20 protein-coding genes are annotated in these 18766 nt (G+C 33.5%); all 20 read right to left on the reverse strand.

All coding sequences use genetic code 11. The features are described from left to right. Positions 1-3: 3 nt before the first annotated feature. On the reverse strand, positions 4-339 hold the full coding sequence (locus EV215_RS04320; protein WP_134112769.1) for an STAS domain-containing protein: 336 nt from the start codon (positions 337-339) through the stop codon (positions 4-6). Between the two features lie 29 nt (positions 340-368). Then, positions 369-1193: a sigma-70 family RNA polymerase sigma factor gene (locus EV215_RS04325; RefSeq protein ID WP_134112770.1), complete on the reverse strand. Its 825-nt coding sequence runs from the start codon at positions 1191-1193 to the stop codon at positions 369-371. 28 nt (positions 1194-1221) lie between these two features. Then, entirely contained in the window at positions 1222-2223 is a 1002-nt protein-coding gene (locus EV215_RS04330) for an NAD(P)H-dependent glycerol-3-phosphate dehydrogenase (protein WP_134112771.1), read from the reverse strand. A 10-nt stretch (positions 2224-2233) separates the two neighbouring features. Continuing rightward, on the reverse strand, positions 2234-2833 hold the full coding sequence (gene plsY / locus EV215_RS04335; RefSeq protein WP_134112772.1) for a glycerol-3-phosphate 1-O-acyltransferase PlsY: 600 nt from the start codon (positions 2831-2833) through the stop codon (positions 2234-2236). A 499-nt stretch (positions 2834-3332) separates the two neighbouring features. Beyond that, entirely contained in the window at positions 3333-5264 is a 1932-nt protein-coding gene (locus EV215_RS04340; RefSeq protein ID WP_134112773.1) for a tetratricopeptide repeat protein, read from the reverse strand. Positions 5265-5278: 14 nt separating this feature from the next. Further along, positions 5279-5782 carry a hypothetical protein gene (locus EV215_RS04345; protein ID WP_134112774.1) on the reverse strand — a complete coding sequence of 168 codons (504 nt, stop codon included), beginning with the start codon at positions 5780-5782 and terminating at the stop codon, positions 5279-5281. 9 nt (positions 5783-5791) lie between these two features. Beyond that, positions 5792-7483 carry a DUF262 domain-containing protein gene (locus EV215_RS04350; protein WP_134112775.1) on the reverse strand — a complete coding sequence of 564 codons (1692 nt, stop codon included), beginning with the start codon at positions 7481-7483 and terminating at the stop codon, positions 5792-5794. A 143-nt stretch (positions 7484-7626) separates the two neighbouring features. Then, positions 7627-8382, reverse strand: a complete 756-nt coding sequence (locus EV215_RS04355) for an HNH endonuclease (RefSeq protein ID WP_134112776.1) — start codon at positions 8380-8382, stop codon at positions 7627-7629. A gap of 2 nt (positions 8383-8384) precedes the next feature. Next, positions 8385-8906 carry a hypothetical protein gene (locus EV215_RS04360; protein WP_134112777.1) on the reverse strand — a complete coding sequence of 174 codons (522 nt, stop codon included), beginning with the start codon at positions 8904-8906 and terminating at the stop codon, positions 8385-8387. Between the two features lie 168 nt (positions 8907-9074). Then, positions 9075-10643: a recombinase family protein gene (locus tag EV215_RS04365; protein ID WP_134112778.1), complete on the reverse strand. Its 1569-nt coding sequence runs from the start codon at positions 10641-10643 to the stop codon at positions 9075-9077. Between the two features lies 1 nt (position 10644). Further along, positions 10645-11079: a recombinase family protein gene (locus EV215_RS04370; protein ID WP_134112779.1), complete on the reverse strand. Its 435-nt coding sequence runs from the start codon at positions 11077-11079 to the stop codon at positions 10645-10647. Next, on the reverse strand, positions 11080-12645 hold the full coding sequence (locus tag EV215_RS04375) for a recombinase family protein (protein ID WP_134112780.1): 1566 nt from the start codon (positions 12643-12645) through the stop codon (positions 11080-11082). A 51-nt stretch (positions 12646-12696) separates the two neighbouring features. Next, positions 12697-12921, reverse strand: coding sequence for an SHOCT domain-containing protein (locus tag EV215_RS04380; RefSeq protein ID WP_134112781.1), 225 nt, complete (start codon positions 12919-12921; stop codon positions 12697-12699). A gap of 65 nt (positions 12922-12986) precedes the next feature. Next, on the reverse strand, positions 12987-14954 hold the full coding sequence (locus tag EV215_RS04385; protein ID WP_134112782.1) for a DNA polymerase: 1968 nt from the start codon (positions 14952-14954) through the stop codon (positions 12987-12989). A gap of 75 nt (positions 14955-15029) precedes the next feature. Next, positions 15030-15581 (reverse strand): DUF2815 family protein, encoded by a 552-nt coding sequence (locus EV215_RS04390; protein ID WP_134112783.1) that lies wholly within the window; start codon positions 15579-15581, stop codon positions 15030-15032. Between the two features lies 1 nt (position 15582). Beyond that, the gene (locus EV215_RS04395) at positions 15583-16722 is read right to left on the reverse strand and encodes a DUF2800 domain-containing protein (protein ID WP_134112784.1); all 1140 of its coding nucleotides are present in this window, start codon (positions 16720-16722) and stop codon (positions 15583-15585) included. Then, entirely contained in the window at positions 16715-17035 is a 321-nt protein-coding gene (locus tag EV215_RS04400) for an rRNA biogenesis protein rrp5 (protein WP_208320330.1), read from the reverse strand. Before EV215_RS04400 ends, EV215_RS04395 begins: the two co-directional genes overlap by 8 nt. Further along, the gene (locus EV215_RS04405) at positions 17007-17225 is read right to left on the reverse strand and encodes a hypothetical protein (RefSeq protein ID WP_134112785.1); all 219 of its coding nucleotides are present in this window, start codon (positions 17223-17225) and stop codon (positions 17007-17009) included. The genes EV215_RS04400 and EV215_RS04405 overlap by 29 nt, the downstream gene beginning before the upstream one ends. Positions 17226-17364: 139 nt before the next feature. Further along, positions 17365-18303 (reverse strand): N-acetylmuramoyl-L-alanine amidase, encoded by a 939-nt coding sequence (locus EV215_RS04410; RefSeq protein WP_134112786.1) that lies wholly within the window; start codon positions 18301-18303, stop codon positions 17365-17367. Beyond that, positions 18300-18710 (reverse strand): phage holin family protein, encoded by a 411-nt coding sequence (locus tag EV215_RS04415; RefSeq protein WP_134112787.1) that lies wholly within the window; start codon positions 18708-18710, stop codon positions 18300-18302. The genes EV215_RS04410 and EV215_RS04415 overlap by 4 nt, the downstream gene beginning before the upstream one ends. Positions 18711-18766 lie beyond the last annotated feature (56 nt).

Raw genomic sequence — 18766 nt, forward strand, 5'->3', positions numbered from 1 at the left:
AAATTAAAAACTATTTATAGCATTATCTAAATCATTATAGATTTCAAAAAATTTAGTAAGTCTTGTTAATTCAAATATTTTAGCTACACTAGGAGGTAAATTTAAAAGTTTTAATTGTCCTTCTTCTGTTTTTATTCTTTTTAATAAAGCAACTAATACTCCTAACCCTGAACTATCCATATATGTTACATTTTCTAAGTCAATTATTAGTTTATGACTACCATTATCTACTAAATTGTTAAGTTCTAATTTTAAATCAATAGAAGTATATACATCTATTTCACCTTGAATATCAATTTTTTTTATACTTTCATTTATATCTGTAGTTGTTATATTCATTAATTACCTCCTATTTTATACTTTAAAATTTATTTCAAATATATTTTTAATTTATCACTATACTTATCTCTTAGCTTTTGAAGCGTTTTCTTTTCTATTTGTCTTACTCTTTCTCTAGTAATATTAAATTTTCGCCCTACTTCCTCTAAAGTATGCATTTCATTACCTTCAAGTCCATATCTTAATATTATTATTTCTCTTTCTCTTGGCTTTAAAAATGATAATATTTTGTTTATTTCTTCTCTAGCAATTTGATTAATAATCTTTTCTTCTAGTGTTTCTTCATCATCATCACTTATAGTATCTTCTAAATAAATGTCTTCACCTATTACAGAATTTAAAGACATCATCTCTTGAAATTCTAGCATAACTTTTTCCACTTTTTCAATGCTTAATTCAGTTCCTTTTGAAATTTCTTGAATAGTAGGATAAGAACTATTTTTAGTGATATAATTCATTATAAATTTATTTACTTTATTTAATAAATCATGTTTATATGATGGAATTCTTATTTCTCTTCCTTTACTTATTATAGCTTTTGATATAGCTTGTTTTATCCACCATACAGCATAAGTGGAAAATCTATAGCCTCTATCAGGATCAAATCTTTCTATTGCATGAATAAGTCCAAAATTTCCTTCACTTATCAAATCTATAAAACTAAGTCCTTTTTTAGTATATGATTTTGCTATATTTACTACAAGTCTTAAATTGGATAATATAAGTTTTTGTTTTGCTTCTTTATCATTTTGCTGTGCTTTTTTTAAAAGTTCAAATTCCTCTTCTTTTGTAAGAATATCATATTTTCTTATATCTTTTAAATATAATGAAACTAAGTCTTTTTCTCTCTCCACTAGCTTTCACCACTTTTTCATTTGATTTCTAATAAAATTCTTCTTTTAAATCTCTCTCCATTAAAACTTTTGCTATTTTTAAAATGTTTTCATTTTCATATATTATTCTATATAGAGACTCTATTATTGGCATATCAATATTCTTATCTTTAGATATTTCATGTACAGCTTTTATAGTAGGTACTCCTTCTGCTACCATATTCATACCATTCAATATATCATCTATTTTTTTACCTTTCCCCAGTTCTTCTCCTACATATCTATTTCTACTGTGCTGACTTGTACAAGTAACTATTAGGTCCCCCATTCCCGCAAGACCTGAAAAAGTTTTCTCAAAAGCATTAAAATTTTTACTAAATCTTGATATTTCTGCAAGACCTCTAGTAATTACTGCTGCTTTTGTGTTATCTCCATAACCGAGACCATCTACTATTCCTGCAGCTATTGCTATACAATTTTTTAAAGCTCCTCCTAATTCAACTCCTGTTATATCTGTACTATAATACACTCTAAAATAATTATTACTAAATAATTCCTGTACTTTTTGTGCTTTTTCTTCTTCTCCAGCTGCTACAATTGTAGTAGGTAATTTTTTTACAACTTCCTCTGCATGAGTAGGCCCTGATAAAGCTACTATATTTTTATGATACTTTCCTAAAATTTCCTCTTTTATTACTTCAGAAAGTCTAAGTTTTGTAGAAACTTCTATTCCTTTTCCAGTATTTATAATAATAATATCCTCTGTCAATTGTGATGAAACAAGCTGAATAGCGTTTCTTAAATTTTGTGATGGTATAGAAAATAATAAATATTCTGCTCCATCTAATATATTTTCGATTTTATTTGTTATTGTTATATTATCTGGTAAATCAATACCGCCTAAATAATAGTTGTTTCTTCTAGTTTTTTGCATCTCTTTAGCTCTTTCTTCAAAAAATTCCCACAAAACAACTTCGTTTCCATTTTCTGCTAGTAAAAGAGCTAATGCTGTTCCCCAACTTCCTGCTCCCATTACAACTATCTTACTCATTTTCATCTCCTTAAAAATTAAATTTATTTTCATTATGATTAATTAATCTTTTTATATTAGCTTTATGTTTGTATATAACATACGCTCCTAATAATAAACTTAAAACTGATATTAATCTTTTATCACTAATCACTTTGTTTACAGGTAATAATAAAACTAATGTTGGTAATATTATCGCACTAATTATAGAGCCTAATGATATATATCTCGACAAATATACTATAATTATAAATATAATAATTGATATTAATGATTGGATTGGTGCTAAAAATATAAACATTCCAAAACTTGTAGCAACTCCTTTACCACCTTTAAATTTTGCAAATATAGAAAAAGTATGCCCGATAACACTTATAAAGCCTATTAATACTAAATAGTTATCTTTTATTCCAAAAGTAGATGCAAAAATTAATGGTAACATTCCTTTAAACATATCCATTAAAAATACTATAATACCGTATTTTCTTCCTAATACTCTATATGCATTTGTTGCACCGATATTTTTACTACCGTGCTCTCTAACATCAATATTTTGTATTTTACCTACAATTAATGCTGATGGTATGCTTCCTATTATATAAGACACAATTAAGAAAATAAAAAACTTCACGTTAACCTCCAAAATTAATAATTTTTTTCTTGTTCAATTATAACATGTAATTTTACATTTTAACAATATTTTTTTTTAAATATATAGAAAATATAAGCTTTTAAGAGAATTTATAAAAAAAATAAAAAGAGATAATAATCTCTTTTTATTTTTTAATTCTTTTTATACTATTCTTTTATTTTTTAATCTAACTACACATGAAGTATTTATTTTATATATAGATTTTCTAAAGCTAATTTCTCTATTCTAGTTAATATTTATTATTTCTTTTTAATCAATGCCACACACTCCACATGGCTCGAGAGGACTTATATAATGTCAACTCAACCCACTTTCGTTTAGGTAACATATTATAATAACTTCGACCGCTTTTCACTCTTATATTTACCATATTATGTAATTATTGTTGAAACTACCTAAGGCATATCGTTGATAGCCAAAAGGTTGTGGCGATAGGCTTGATGTCCTAATTAAAATTTATGTATTTAATTTAAAAATGTTATATAAGCCTATTTAATAAATTATTGGTATAAAATATATTTCTTATTTTATCCACATCATTTTTTCTTAAATTACCTGTATGTGCACCACTTTTTCTTAATTTATTGACACTATATAAATCTCCTAAGTACTGATTATAAGGACTAATTCTATTGTTTCTGATTGTATAAAGTACACCACCTAATGTTTTTGCATCACTAGGAACTCTAGACCCTAAAAGCACTCTTAATTGTTTTTCTACAACTTTACAGTATTCTACAACAATGGGTGCAAAATCAATAATGCTAAATTTATGGATTTCATACAGTGTTTCAGCAGTGATTAAAAATTCTTTTGCGACATTATTTAAATGCGCGAATGTTGAATTAACAAAGGTCTCTGCATTTCTATAAACAATGCTTTCTTTATTAATTATCTTAGACATCTCATTTAATATGTTTTCCATTTCTTTTTCATACTCTGTCCAGTCATCATCTTCATTGAGATTTAATTGCTCCGAATTATTTTGAAGTTGCATCAGTTTAAATGCCCAATTTCTAATAAAATTTTTTTGAGCACTAATGCACTTCTCTATTTCTGTAAGTTTCATTTTAATTTCTTTATGTTTTTCTAAGGTTACCTCGATTTCTGGCAATGTTTGATCCCATATCTCCCAATCACTCTTTTGGGGAAGTTTTTCTTTTGCAATTTCTAAATAAGCTTTTGCATTCTCATAATCTCTTAGTAAATTAAAAGATGATATTAAACCTTTTAATATTTCATATAATATCAGATCTAAACTATTGTTGGATGCAATGGAATACATTTTATATTTGTTAGTATCGTTAAACTTATAAACATTTTCCCCAGCATTTATATGTCCTAGACACAACTGATACATTTCAACTGCATCTTTGTATTTTTTCATTCTTTTATAAATATCGGCAACCACCAATAATGTAGTATCATCTTCTATTAAAAAAAGTGCCTTGTTTCCCCAACCTAGTGCTTCTTCAAAACGACCCTGACGTTTCAATAACTCTGCATAATTAGAAAAGTTTTGATTGCATGGATTTATTTTAATTAGATCCAATATTAATTTTTCTGCTTTTTCAAAATGCTTGTTCTCCATTAATGCAACAAAATAATTACCTCTTATCTGAGTTTTTTGTTTATCATCATTTGAAAGTTCTATCGCTTTGAGAAAGTAAGATATCGCATCTTCTTTTCTTTTAATTTCTGAATTTAGACATATCCAACCCAGGCTATTATATGTTGATGAATTAGGCCACTCTTCAATGCATCTTTTTCCCAATTCGTACGCTCTTATTGTATCATTTCCAATGCCAAGATAATACATAATCGCTACTCCGCACAGACCTGCATTCATGCCAAATTTATTGAACAACGTGTCCGTAATTTTATCTAATCCTTCTTTTATTGTTTGAGAGTAATTATCTCTATTTGCATACTCAATTGCATTCTGATATTCTTCAATAATTTGTATACTCATCGGACTAAAAATATTTGTGTCCTTATATTTACTTAAATATAAACAGGCATCTTGGTATTCTTTTAATTCCAAACATATACCATACATGTTTTTTAAGGCAGCTTGATTAGTGTCTTTTAATTCAAGTGCCTTATTACAGTATATTTTTGCATCTTTCAAGTCAGATAAATTATGATTTAAACAATAAAGTACTCGTTTTGCCAAAGCCATGTTCACATATGTACCGGTTATACAAGCATGTCTTGAATTTTTTGATACAATTCGCTTCCCGATCTCTAATATTGTATGACAATTTTTCTCATTTTTAAGTCCTCTTGTTAACTCCAATTGCTTGAGATATAATTCTTCTACATTTTGTTCAGATAATTTATTAATACAACATTTTTTATATTTTTTCCCACTGCCACAAGGACATGGGTCATTTCTCCCAATTTTCATCGTTCACCTTCATTCTACAGCTTTGTTTTTGGCAACTTTATATTAGTGTTACTACCAAGAATACTTGCCCCTATACCAATAACCGTAAAAACAGCCACTGCGCCTAATGAAATCATTTTCCAGTTAAATTCCTTGTTTTCTGTATCTTTACTTTCAGCCATTTTTGCAATTTCCATCATTTTCTCGATGTAATATTTTTTCTCATCAAAAGGTACATGATCTTTCGCCAGACAACTTTTCAAAGCATCCATCACTTCATTGTATATGTCATAGCACTGCTTACTACTCGCTGAATTTTCATCCAAAGTTTTTTCCATGACCCCTTTATAATCTTTCAATACCTCCAGAGTCATTTTTGCAAATTCCGGAAATTGCTCTAATGCTTTCTTAGCAACTTCTGGTTCCATATTCTGCAACATAGATGCAAAGGTCATCACTTTATCTTTTGTAATATGTCGAAAATCGGGAATATCCAATCGCTGCAGTACTTCTCGTTCTGTTAATTGATTAATCATCATTTTATCCTCCTATCCCAATAAAGCACGAATTCTTTCCGTAAGAATTGTCTTTCTCTTTTCATAGAACTCATCAAAATTCTCAAGTTCAAGTGAAATACCTTGTGGAATGAAAGACTGCTTGCAGAACTCTGCTTTTTGTTCATCATTCATATCATTGTAAAAATCAACAAGTCTCATATCGTTCTTGCTGCCATTGCTTCTTCCTTCCAAAAGATGCAGATTAGCCAGTCTATTACGGTTGCCTCTCCATCTTCGCCACTCTTCCATAGAAACGGATATCGGCTTACTACCGTCAAACCTATCGAAGGGATGTAGATGGTCTTGCTCATACTTGAAATTTTTATTTATCCAGTCTAAACTGAGATAATACAAGGCCTCCCCTGCAACTCTACTACCTTTTTCAGTATTAAGAATATCTTCAATTTTACCATCAGTGACTCTGAGATCATTCATCTGATTAAGCATATCAACAGTAATTTCATAGTCATTTTCGTTGATTCTACTCTTCATCTGCTGTAGTTTTCCTGTTGTACCAGATTGGAAATATGTAAAAAGAATTGCTCTAATCAAGTAAGCACGGATTCCATCAAGGTTATTTCCATAATCGGGGTTATAATAAATAAAGTAGAGTATAGGCAATAGGACGTTCCAGCTACTTGAAAAACGCCTAACTTCAATCTTCATTCCTTTTAGCACGGTTTCCAAATTCTTTAATGCCCTTTTAAATTCACTCCAATTGTTCTTAAGTTCCTCAGCTATTTGTTTGCTAATATTGGACTTTACAACATCACCATAAAGCATAAGAGCAGAACGGATAATAAAATCCGAGCCAAATCCGGCATAAGAATCTACGAGAAGTCTTCCAAATTCAGTTTTTGCACTTGGCCAGTATGCCTCAAGAATAGACATTGTTATTTCAGATTTTTTAAGAGCTTTTCCACCGCTATTGAATCTTACAAACATTTCCAAAGCATCATCCTGTTTCATATCATGTATTTCCGTAAACCGAATCAGCTTATCCACAAATATTTTATTGTACAGCTTATTCAAAATACCTCTTGCATACTCTTTACTATCTGACGGAACATTAGCAATGGCATCTTCGATAGCTTTATCCCTAGTTGTTTCATCTTGAAATCTAGAATCTAAGATACATTTAATTTCAAATTGAGTTGGACTTAGCTTTCCAACTTTTTCACTGAATTTAATGTCATATTTCTTGCTATTGTACTCTTCTTCATCAACCGTCAATTTATTCTTATTAAGTTCAATCAACAATTTTGTAACAATGCCACCTCCATTTTTTCTTCTTGCGTGCTTTTGGCGAATAAAAGCTTGACCTAATAAAGAAAGAAACAGTGAAGTTAATCTCTGCTGTCCATCAAGAACTGCTGTATTCGTAATCTTTACATCAATATTACTTAATTCATAATTCACGCTATCTGCTTGTTTTCTGCTGTCAAAAGTAACCTCAGACAAAAAATTGCAGAAATATGTGTCCCAAGTTACGTTGTTATCATCCACATGCCAAAATAAGAATGTTGCTATTGGATAATCCAAGAGAATTGAATCCCATAGTTTTTCTATCTGCTCCATATTCCAGACATACTGCCTTTGGAATGCAGGCATAACATATTTTCCATTTTTAATATTTTGTATAGCCTCATAGATACTTATGCTGTCATCAATTAACTCGCTCATTGTGATACCCACACATTATTCTTTAATATTTTCCACTTTTCCACATGACATTGTTCTTTCAGTACATGTAGTTTCAAAATTGTACATCAAGGCATAGATCCCTTCGTTCTTGAAAAACAATCTACCTTGAATTTTCACAACACTTAGTACGCACTTTGATACAATGTACTTGTCTTACTGTTATCTGATTTTTTTAAATTACAATCCTTACATGATAATTGGATGTTACAAACATCATTTAATCCGCCTTCATTCAATGACACAATATGGTCAAAATGTTTTTCATTATCTTCTAACAATGAATATAACCCTGTTAAATCCTTTTTGCAGAACACACAGCATCCTTTGTCCCTAAATAGAACTGCACGTTTTACCCATTCTGGTATATACACTCTTTTTCTTGGATTGTCTTCAAATGCAACCGCTTGTTGCTCATTAAATCTTAGTAAAAAATCTCTATTTTGAAACAAAATGTACTCCACTTCAGTGGCAATATCATAAAGAACATCATAAAATAAGCCATCCTCAAATTTATCAAGATATGATATGTATTCATTATATGTTTCTAAAAAATCCTCATAATCAATTGTAAAATCATTGTTTATCGAAACATTTATTCCTTTATATTTCAAAATAGCCTGGTTAATCCAATTAATAGGATTAAAATCTGCGACTTCTCCTGAATTTGATATGGAATTTGCCTGCTCGTAAAAAACTCTATCAATAAGCCATGAGCAATACTCTCTTAATACTGATACTTTAGGAAAGTCCTCTGGTTCTATTTCAAACTGTCGTTCTGTAAATTCAGCATTTGTTCTAGCATAGTTAAACTCTCCCATACTTTCATTTGCAAGATGGCAAAAATAATACACATTAAAGAACTTCATATCAATAGTCATTTCTATTCCTCCAAATTATAAAAACTTGATTTATATTTCATGAGCGTTTCTTCAACTTCACTCCAAATCCATACGTTATTGCCATCATCCTCAAACACCTTTCCATGACTTTTAGGACCATCAATTTTCATCTGGGAATAATTATTCTTGAAAGTTGGAACATATAATTCTGGATGTTCTTTATCACTGCACAATTGCTCCATCATTGTAATAGTGGCTTGTCCTGCAATATTAACTGCTTCAAAATATGCTCTGATAATTTTATGATTATACTGAGTAGGTTTTAATGCCCAAACAGGTATACGCTGAATAGCCTTTCCATAATAATCATTACTTTCATTTGCAATTTTCTTTGTTGCTACTTTCGGATTATAATCTTGAGATGCCTTTTCAAACGTCTTGGCAATATACCATCTCATGGAAGTTTCTATCGCATCATTTTCCTTATCTTTTGTTAGATTCACCGCAAGACAAAACTTTTCATATACATCTTCATCTATGGAAATATTAATATTTCTATTCATTGGTTATACCTCCGTACACTAATTTACTGTTTCTAGTATAATGCAGAAATTAGTATTAGTCAATACTAATAGACTAATTTGTATTTACTAATTACAAAAATCAGAAAAACACCTTGCCAAATTATAACTATCCAACAAGGTGTTTTATCTCTTATTTGCTATTAACATCTACATCTCCACATCAAGCTCCATTCCTGATTTGAACTCAACTGTAAGTTTTTCATCATAGACCGTAATCTTTTCTATCAATTTACGTACTATATGCTCATCGTATTCCTTACCAATACTTTTCTGATTTTTAAGAAATTTTGTCATTTCAGTCATTCTTTGTTTTTGACTTGCGAATCCAGCATTTTTAACCATAGCTGTTTCCTTCTCATCTCGAAGTCTGTAAATTTCATTTGCAAGAATAGAATAATCCTGATTGTTATTTGCTTGCTTAAGCAGTTCCTTTTGCAACTGTTCCAATTTTTGATTTATCAGTTCTATTTCACTGCTATCAATTTGATTCATAACCACTGAAATATTTCGATTCAAAATATCCATAAATTGTGTTTTTGATTCAAACACTTTATTGACTGCCTGCACCACTGCACTTTTCAAATCTTCTTCTCGTATAGTTCGTGCCAAACAATCCGCTGCTGTTTTGTCAAGTCTGCTAGCACATCGCCAAACAATGGATTTACAGCCATGGTTATTCCAATGGACTCTTCTAAATATATCGCCACAGCGTCCACAAATTACTATAGTGGAAAGAGCATATTTACTACTATAAACCCTCTTTTTTCCACTTTTCCCACTGTGGATATTTTTTCTACGTTCCATTTCTTCTTGAACCTGCAGATATAAATCACGTGGTATGATAGGTTCATGGTTGTTTTCCACATAATACTGAGGAACAATACCATCATTTTTTACTCGTTTTTTAGTAAGAAAGTCCACTGTATAGGTTTTTTGCAAAAGAGCATCTCCGATATATTTTTCATTTTGTAATATCTTTTTGATAGTTTCGGATCGCCATTTTTCTTTCCCTGCAGATGTCAAAATATTGTCTGCCATTAAACCCCTTGCTATTTCAATTAAGCTTGCCCCTTCTAAATACTCACGATAAATCCTTTTTACAACCTCAGCACCTTTCGGCTCTATAATTAAATGGCCTTCCTCATCTTTAGTATATCCGAGAAATCTATTGTGGTTAACTTGGACAATGCCTTGTTGATACCGATATTGCAACCCAAGCTTTACGTTCTGACTCAATGACTGGCTCTCCTGTTGGGCAAGGGATGCCATAATTGTAAGTAGTACCTCTCCCTTAGCATCCATTGTGTTTATAGACTCTTTTTCAAAAAATACAGGGATATTCTTATCTTTAAGTTGACGGATATATCTCAAACAATCAAGAGTATTTCGTGCAAATCGACTGATAGATTTAGTCACTATCATATCAATGTTTCCCGCCATACACTCATCAATCATGCGATTAAACTCTTCACGCTTTTTAGTATTAGTACCACTTATTCCATCATCGGCATAAATTCCTGCAAGTTTCCATTCTGGATTCTTATTAATCAGTTCTGTATAATGCTCTATCTGTGCCTCGTAACTAGTAGCCTGCTCATCACTTTCCGTAGAAACACGACAGTAAGCAGCTACTCTCAATTTGGGTATCTGTACTTCTGATGCGGTGTTTCCAACTCTTGCTTTAGCAGGAATAACTGTTATGTTTCTTACTGCCATTTCAACTCATCTCACTTTCTATTAGGCTATAAGCAAATTCAGCCTGTTTATAGGGGTCTTGAAATTTAATCTCTAACGGTTTCATCCAAAACTTTGGCGGGGCAGGAGGTACATCCAGTGCAGGTGGCTCATTTGCAGTTTCCTCTTTAACTCTCCCCAATGCCACTGCTCTTCTATGGCGCTCTTTCTGAACAGTTTCAAATGTATCTCTTTCAATAATAGAAGGATAATACTTTGTCCCAGTATACTTTTTATTTTCAAGTATTCTTGATACTGTTCCATGCCATGTATTGATACCTGCTTTGGCAGCTGCATTTTGCAAACTATCACCAGACAAATAATTTTCATACAGTTGTCTAACCTGCTTAGCACAAACTTCATCAATTACGGCCTTACCATCTTTAATTATATAACCATAAGGTATGTGTGCTGCCACTTAATTCACCATCCTTTCTCTCAGAGTAATTCCACATTTCATGCAAAAACCGATTTCATTTCTAGAATACACAACGATATTCTCTACAAATCGTTCAAAGAGGGTATCTTCAAATTCTCTAATCTCTGGCTTTTTAACAATATAATGAATAAGGGTATCCAATTCTAAACGCTGTTTTTGATTTCCTGTGGCTGAATTTTCAAGCCTTTTTTTCTCTTGTGCCAGCATTTCTGCCTCTGCCGCTATGTCCGACAACTCTTTAGTAAAAAAGGTCGCATCCAAAAATCCTTTTCCCACAAGTTCTGTTATAACACGCTTACGGTCTGTATTTTTTACTATGCGTTCATCTAAATTGGCAAGTGCTGTAATTCTTTCTTCACCGTTCATTGTTTTTAACGCAGCCTGCAAAGGTTTCAGCACTACCTTATACCCATATATCAGCTTATTCATCATGAGCACAAAAGCTTTATGAATTTCATCATCTCTGATATATTTCATTGTACATTTATCTTTATGTTCAATATGAGTTTGACAAGTCCAAGCAATGTAGGACCCCTTAGCTGTATAATGCGTTCTCCTTTTAAAATGGCTCCCACAGTTTCCACATATGATTTTTCCAGACAAAACATATCTGTTTAAATATTTTGAACTGCCTTTTTTTACGCTTTTCTCACTACCACGTTGTCTAATAACCGCCTGAACCCTATCAAAGTCCTTGTGGTTTATAATAGCCTCATGATGGTTGGTTACAAGATACTGTTCCTGTTGACCAGAATTTATATGACGATTAAATTGACTGTCTGTATATGTCTTTTGAAAAAGAGCATCTCCAGTGTATTTTTCATTGGATAATATTCCTCTAACAGATGTTCCAGTCCATTTTCCACCTTTTTTTGTTGGTGTATTACTTTCATTTAATTCTCTGGCAATGGTATAGCAACCTTTACCAGCTAGAGCCTCTCTAAAAATGCCCCTTACTATTTCTGCTTTTTCTGGGATAACTTCCATTTTTCCATCAATATTAGCATAGCCATACGGAGGGTAAGAAATTTTAAATGTACCTTTCTTAAAACGTGATTGTACACTCCACTTGCTATTTTGTGAGATGGATGTGGATTCATCTTGTGCCATACTGCTTAAAATAGAAAGAATTAATTCGCTTTCCATCGATTGCGTATTTAGGTTTTCCTTCTCGAAATATAAGAATATCCCAAGACCTATCAGTTTTCGAACCATTTCCAAGCAATCCAATGTATTCCTTGCAAACCTGCTGATTGATTTGGTAATAATAAAATCAATTTGTTTTAATTCACAAGCAGTAAGCATTGCCTTTAATCCTTTACGCTTTTCTTTCTTGGTACCTGTAATACCCTCATCATAATATAACCCAACAAACTCCCAATCTGGATGAGCCTTTATATATTTCTCATAATGTTCCTTTTGAGCATTTAGGCTCTCAAGTTGTTCTTCACTTGTTGTTGATACTCGACAATAAGCTGCAACTCGTAATTTTCTCTGAACAAGGGAAGAAACAGATGCTGGTTCAATTTTTGTTACTTTCTTCACAGTTTTCACCTCCTTTTCAGTGTCACATATTACCTCTTAAACCTTTATATATCAACGATTACAAGGCATTATCTCGACTAAACTTGGGGAGAAATACTTGCGATTCAATTCAGTTATTTTGTTTAATTCATCCTCAGTAATAAGGCCTTTTTCAAACATCCTTTTTGTTATTTGATCTGCTCTAATATAGTCATATTCCCGTTGTAACTGTTCATTTGATTTTTTCTTTACTTTACTTGATAATCTATAGTTACCATCTATCTTTGTTACGTTCATATAAAAACACCTCCTACCTGGTAGCCGTGGTAAGAGGTGAAATCTGACGTTTTTATAAAATTACATTAATCTTTTTGATAGAAATCACAAGTGTAGCCATCAGCTCGAAGGAGCAAGCCTTTTGCCCAGTGAGGGACTCTACCCATCTGTTCACATACAACAAGGGATAGGTTTGAATCAGCCTCTATGATAATTTCATCATGTACATGAGCAACAATTGAACAATCCCTAAGTGTTTGCATCGCATAAACTAAAATATCACGGGAAGAACCCTGAACGATGTTTTCCACAAATTTTGGACCATAGCTTTCTAAACGCTCCCATTTTTTTGTTCCACCAACACCTTCATAGGTAACTGATTCACCACCAAACCTATTCTCTCCAATACGTGGTTTGACATAGGCAAGTTTTCTTCCAGAAGGTAGTACTATAAATAACATTCCACTTTGATAAAAGAACTTTATCCCATGAGTTTCTTTCGGCTGCCTCTCCTTAATGCACTTCTTAACGGCATTATCAACATCCCACCAGAGCCTTACAATATTTGGATTGGTTTGTCTCCATGCATCAACAAGTGGCCTAAGTTCTTCTTCATCAAGTCCCATTTCTAATGCACCCATGGATTTTAATGCACCAACTGATCCACCATAGCCAAGTGCCAATTCTGCAATTTTACCTTTCTGCCTTAGATGCCCATTAACACCATGCTTTTGGACAGGAACTTTGAACATCTGACTTGCTGATGCACAATAGATATCACCACCACTTGCAAAAACATCTGCTCGCCACTGTTCTCCTGCAAACCATGCTATCACACGAGCCTCAATTGCAGAAAAGTCAGCTACTATAAACCGTGTCCCTTCTTTTGGTACAAAAGCTGTGCGGATAAGCTGTGATAAAGTATCTGGGATGTCTTCATATAACATATCAATGGCATTGTAGTTGCCACTTTTTACAAGCGCACGAGCCTCGCTAAGGTCTGACATATGATTCTGTGGTAAATTCTGCAACTGCACAAGCCTTCCAGCAAAGCGCCCCGTCCTGTTTGCACCATAAAATTGGAACATACCTCTGACACGATTATCCCTACACATTGCATTTTCCATTGCTGTATATTTCTTTACAGATGATTTGGCAAGTTGCTGTCTAAGTTTAAGTACTTTTACTAAACGTTCTGGAGCATCCTCTATAAGTTTTGCTACTGCTTTTTTACCAAGAGTATCTGTTTTAAGTCCATTTTCCAAAAGCCACTGTTTCATCTGTTGGACAGAATTTGGATTTTCAAGTTTGGTTAGTTCCTGCATAACTGTCATAAGCTTGTCATGAGAAATCTTATCCGCTGCAATTGCCTGTTTTACAAACACCTTATCTACTTTAATACCACGATCATTTATCTCCTGGTCAAGGTGATATTCATCCCATACACTATCTGGCACAGGGAATTTAGAAAGCCTCTGTTGAATTTGCATTTCAGTTTCTACATCTCTTTTGTTATATGTTTTAAAACGCTTCCATTTTTCTATATCATGCTTTGGAAGATTACGAGTACGTCCGCCATTTCTCTTAGTAGGATTACATGGAACACAAAAATATCGAATTAGGTCTTTGCCTTCAGTAAGTTTCTGCTTTTCAAGTCCAAGAACAGCTCCTACACCTACCAACGATAAAGGAAGTCCCATATAGGCGGACCACACCATTGAACATTTCCATGATGCAGGATTTAAATATCTCTTAGGTTCTGTTGAAAGGGGATTTAAACTTATTCCTAAATCAGATAAAAACCTTGAAATACAAATTCGCTCAAACTGAGCATTGAATGCCCATTTAGTAACAGCATCATCAGTTAAAGCATTAAGTACTTCAGCAGGAATTGTTTCTCCATTAGCAATATCTATTACATTTACCTTGCCACCATCGATTGAATATCCAAACAGTAGTATTTCAAAATCACTTGCCTCCGCATAACGATAAACACCGCTTTTGGCAAGATTCACTGAAGAATATGTTTCAATATCTATTTCTAAATTCTTCATTACGCACCTCTCTTCCTAAAAAAAAAATAAGGTGGCAAAGGGTATTCCTCCACCACCTGTAAGTAAGTATTCTTATTAAGCAAGAAAGTCATCATCCTCAAGAGTTGTGAAATCATCTGCTGCAGAAGTTTTTCCTCCGAGAGGTTCTCCGTCCTTAATTTTCTGGATATTACCAAGTCCACAGGCAACACCCTTATTGCCATTAGAATTGAAGGCATAAAAATTTAGAGATACTCTAGAATAACACCCACTATACACTTCAGAACGATCCAAGATAGGCTTTACGGCTTTGTCTACAATTTGAGGTGCTGTCATGCTATTAGCATTGATAAAATAGTGCCCCTTGTAAGCTTCATCATCACGCTCAACATCTCCATTACGGAGCGGAAGTTTTATAGCAGCCTTATTTGGTTTCTTACCACCAAACTTAGCAATACCTTCTTCGATTGCTGCATCAACAGCTGCATTGACTGCATTAATCGTTTCCTTATCATCCTTTGGAATAAGAACAGATACACTATATTTTTCAGCACCACCGTTAATAGATACTGGCTCCCATCCATGAAAATAAGAAAGTCTTGTGTTTATACCTGTGATAACCTTTGTCCTATTAATATTATTAGCCATTTTACATTTCCTCCTTGTATTTGTTAAATTCGTTTATGGCATTTGTTACGTTATAAGTCTTACGCTTATCTGAGTTTGGAACAAGTGTAGGCTTTCCTGGTGGCTTGTAAATAAGGTCACCAAGAATTTTCTCAAATTTGGTTTTACCCATTAATTTCTGCATCTGTGTCAATGGAATAAGTGACTTTCGATAAATGTCCTTATATCCATTTGCCATTGCCTTTTCTGCTACAGCATCTTCATCCTTATACTTACGAACCGAACGTCCTTCCACAACTTTAAAGCCGTACCACTCTTTCCCATGGTTAACTGCTGCATCTAAAGCATACGCTGTAATTTTATTTGCCCATTTTGTAAGGTCAGGAAGAATAGCAAGAATTTCTTCTATCTCTGCATCTGTAAGCAATGGTGGAAGTTTAAACTCTGATTGTGCTAATTTTAACTTTTCTTCGGCTCTAGCCCTGCAACGAACAGCTGCCCTACAAAAAGTACACCACTCGCCAGGTACATATTCACCTTCTCCGTTATAGACCATAATAGCTTTTGGTTTTAGTTCATTTTCTGCCCAAGTTTTTAGCTCATCAACAGCAATAGTCCAAGTGCTGACATTCTCACGTCTTGGCTGGAAGATGGTCATTGCCACTTCCTTTATATCATAAAGGCTATCATAGATTTCAAGCGCACCCAAAGCATATAATTTCATCTGAGGATTGTCTTCTGCATCAACAAGAACCCCCATACCGTATTTAAAATCAATTATATGCAATTTATCATCAGCAATTATGATACAGTCTCCTGTGCCAAATCCATCTGGTACATAGCATGAGAAATCAAGATGCTGTTCAATAAGAACAATAGGGTCTTTGCATACTTGCTTTGCCATTTCATACTGTTCCATAACAAAATCCACATACGTATCAGTGTATTTTTCCATGTCATTATCGTCATATTCTGAAACAGGGCGCTTACTCTTCATATGGAGTGCTTTCTTTAATTTATGCTCACACAATTCATGAGCTGCCGTTCCTTCCTTTGCGGCCTCAGAACTTTTATTTTCAAATTCTAGTTCAAGCCTTGCTGACGGTAGACAATTTAGCCACCTGTGTGAAGCGGATGCAGATAGAACTGCGTGATTATTCATTGCCTAATTCCTCCGCTGATTTTAAGATTTTAGCATAGTGCTTTGGATCAACTTCACTTAAACGGTTGACACCATACTTTTGAATAATTGCTCTTACTTCTGATGTAAACCCAATCTGGCTCTTTTGGGCAAGCACACCACGTACTTCTTCAAGTGTTAATTTTGTTTCTTTCGTTGGCTTTGTTTCTGTGGTTAATTTAGTAGATTCTGCAGATTCATCAGTACCCATTGCATCACAAACTGCTTGTATGCTATCTGCAAGTGAACGCATATCACCAACCACATCAAGCAGTAACTTGATTTTGCTCATCATCGGTTCCTCCTTTCTTAGTTTCACAAATGGCAAGTTCCTCGATGCTATCTCCTGGAACAAGAATAGTTACTCGTTGTTTATTTCCAAAGAGAAAACAAAGTATCTTTTCCCTAATGCTGACATTACGGCAAGTAACAATTCCGCCTGTTTGTGGTTCTTTTGAAACACTTATCTTCAAATTGTGTTTCATAACTTTCACCTCTTTCTGAGAGCGTTTAATTTGTTGCCCTCTACTTAGTAGCCTTAAGAGAAAGAGAAATCTGACGTTTTTAGAAAAAAGATAAAAAAATAATGCCCTCAGAAGTTTTAAACCTCCAAGGGCATACGTTTTAGTTAGGGATTTTCAATATTTGACCGCTGTAAATAGTATTAGATGTAAGATTGTTAAGCGCCTTAATTTCTGTATAGCGTATACCGCTGCCCAGCAGTTTATGTGCAATGGTCCACAGTGAATCTCCTTTAACAACTGTATATTCTCTGTAGGTTATGTTTTTAGAAATTGGATAAATGCGTACACCACTATCAGAAAAGACCTGATATCCAGGATTTTTATCTGCCTGTGCCTTGGCATTAACAAGTACTCGGTATGCTCCAAGCTGTGACTTCTTATCTTCCCAAGTTTTACGAACACGATAATAACCTGTGGACAACTTTTCGGGATAACTGCCTTTAGTATCCCCGATTGAAACAGATAAATTTTTATTTTCCATTTTCTCCTTAACAGCAGCACGAAAAGTGTCCATTGTATAGCCAATATTAAGTTGATTCCATAAATGTTCTGGATCTGCATGATTTGATGCAACTCCACGTTTATGTCCTTCCGAGTGGGAAATAATCACACCATCTGCAAGGGGGTCTAGATTAAACTTCTCACACAAATATGCAAAAAGCTCTACAGCAGCATTATATGTTCTCGTTGCTACCTCTTTTGCCATAGCCATATCAGAGCAAATGAATGTAGCGCCACCAGTATATTTAATACAGTCTGGCTCACACATTTCAATACCAATATGAGTGTTATTTGCCGCTGCACCAGAGTGCCAACCTCTATGATTCCACGGCAAAGTCTGATAAATCGTACCATCATTTCCATCAATAAAGCCATGCACACAGGCTCTATTATAGCTTTCACTATTCCAATTTTTAATAAATACAGCTGCACTCGGCTGAGGACAACCAACTGAATGCAGCATCAAACCTTTAATGGTTATCGTTTTCCCTGCAACATAACATGGATTTTTTGTCAAAATATTTTTAACTAACTTCATTCATTTTCACCGCCTTTGTTATGTAACTGCTCTAAAACTTCTTTCAATTTCTCGGGAATTGGAAGCCCAATATGTGCAGCATTTTCTAATAGAGAGATACCTTCATTGGACAAATAGAAAAAAATGACGGCAGTTCTTACAGCATTTCCTTCTCCAAGCACATAATTGTCCAATATATTCCCAATACCCACCAAAGTGAAAATAAGCACTTTAAGGCAAATTCCTTTGAAACCCACTTCACTTGATAGTTTCTTATCTACAATGGCACACATAACACCTGTAAGATAGTCAATGACCACAAAAGCAATCAGTGCATATAGAAACCCATCTACACCTCCCAAGAACCAACCAAGAAATCCGCCGACCGCCGTAAATACGGCTTGAATAACACTCCAAATCTGTTTCATAAACTCATATCCTCCTTTAAAATCTGTATTAAAAAAGCACCTGCTTTTGCAGATGC

Source organism: Hypnocyclicus thermotrophus, from assembly GCF_004365575.1.
In the GTDB taxonomy this organism is placed as follows: Bacteria; Fusobacteriota; Fusobacteriia; order Fusobacteriales; family Fusobacteriaceae; genus Hypnocyclicus; species Hypnocyclicus thermotrophus.

Coding starts and splice junctions, on each gene's coding strand:
- EV215_RS04405 (WP_134112785.1), bottom strand. CDS start 17,225: ATGAAACACAATTTGAAGATAAGTGTTTCAAAAGAACCACAAACAGGC.
- EV215_RS04390 (WP_134112783.1), bottom strand. CDS start 15,581: ATGGCTAATAATATTAATAGGACAAAGGTTATCACAGGTATAAACACA.
- EV215_RS04345 (WP_134112774.1), bottom strand. CDS start 5,782: ATGATGATTAATCAATTAACAGAACGAGAAGTACTGCAGCGATTGGAT.
- EV215_RS04400 (WP_208320330.1), bottom strand. CDS start 17,035: ATGATGAGCAAAATCAAGTTACTGCTTGATGTGGTTGGTGATATGCGT.
- EV215_RS04365 (WP_134112778.1), bottom strand. CDS start 10,643: ATGGCAGTAAGAAACATAACAGTTATTCCTGCTAAAGCAAGAGTTGGA.
- EV215_RS04350 (WP_134112775.1), bottom strand. CDS start 7,483: ATGAGCGAGTTAATTGATGACAGCATAAGTATCTATGAGGCTATACAA.
- EV215_RS04360 (WP_134112777.1), bottom strand. CDS start 8,906: ATGAATAGAAATATTAATATTTCCATAGATGAAGATGTATATGAAAAG.
- EV215_RS04340 (WP_134112773.1), bottom strand. CDS start 5,264: ATGAAAATTGGGAGAAATGACCCATGTCCTTGTGGCAGTGGGAAAAAA.
- EV215_RS04380 (WP_134112781.1), bottom strand. CDS start 12,921: ATGAACGTAACAAAGATAGATGGTAACTATAGATTATCAAGTAAAGTA.
- EV215_RS04355 (WP_134112776.1), bottom strand. CDS start 8,382: ATGACTATTGATATGAAGTTCTTTAATGTGTATTATTTTTGCCATCTT.
- EV215_RS04410 (WP_134112786.1), bottom strand. CDS start 18,303: ATGAAGTTAGTTAAAAATATTTTGACAAAAAATCCATGTTATGTTGCA.
- EV215_RS04385 (WP_134112782.1), bottom strand. CDS start 14,954: ATGAAGAATTTAGAAATAGATATTGAAACATATTCTTCAGTGAATCTT.
- EV215_RS04395 (WP_134112784.1), bottom strand. CDS start 16,722: ATGAATAATCACGCAGTTCTATCTGCATCCGCTTCACACAGGTGGCTA.
- EV215_RS04320 (WP_134112769.1), bottom strand. CDS start 339: ATGAATATAACAACTACAGATATAAATGAAAGTATAAAAAAAATTGAT.
- EV215_RS04415 (WP_134112787.1), bottom strand. CDS start 18,710: ATGAAACAGATTTGGAGTGTTATTCAAGCCGTATTTACGGCGGTCGGC.
- EV215_RS04330 (WP_134112771.1), bottom strand. CDS start 2,223: ATGAGTAAGATAGTTGTAATGGGAGCAGGAAGTTGGGGAACAGCATTA.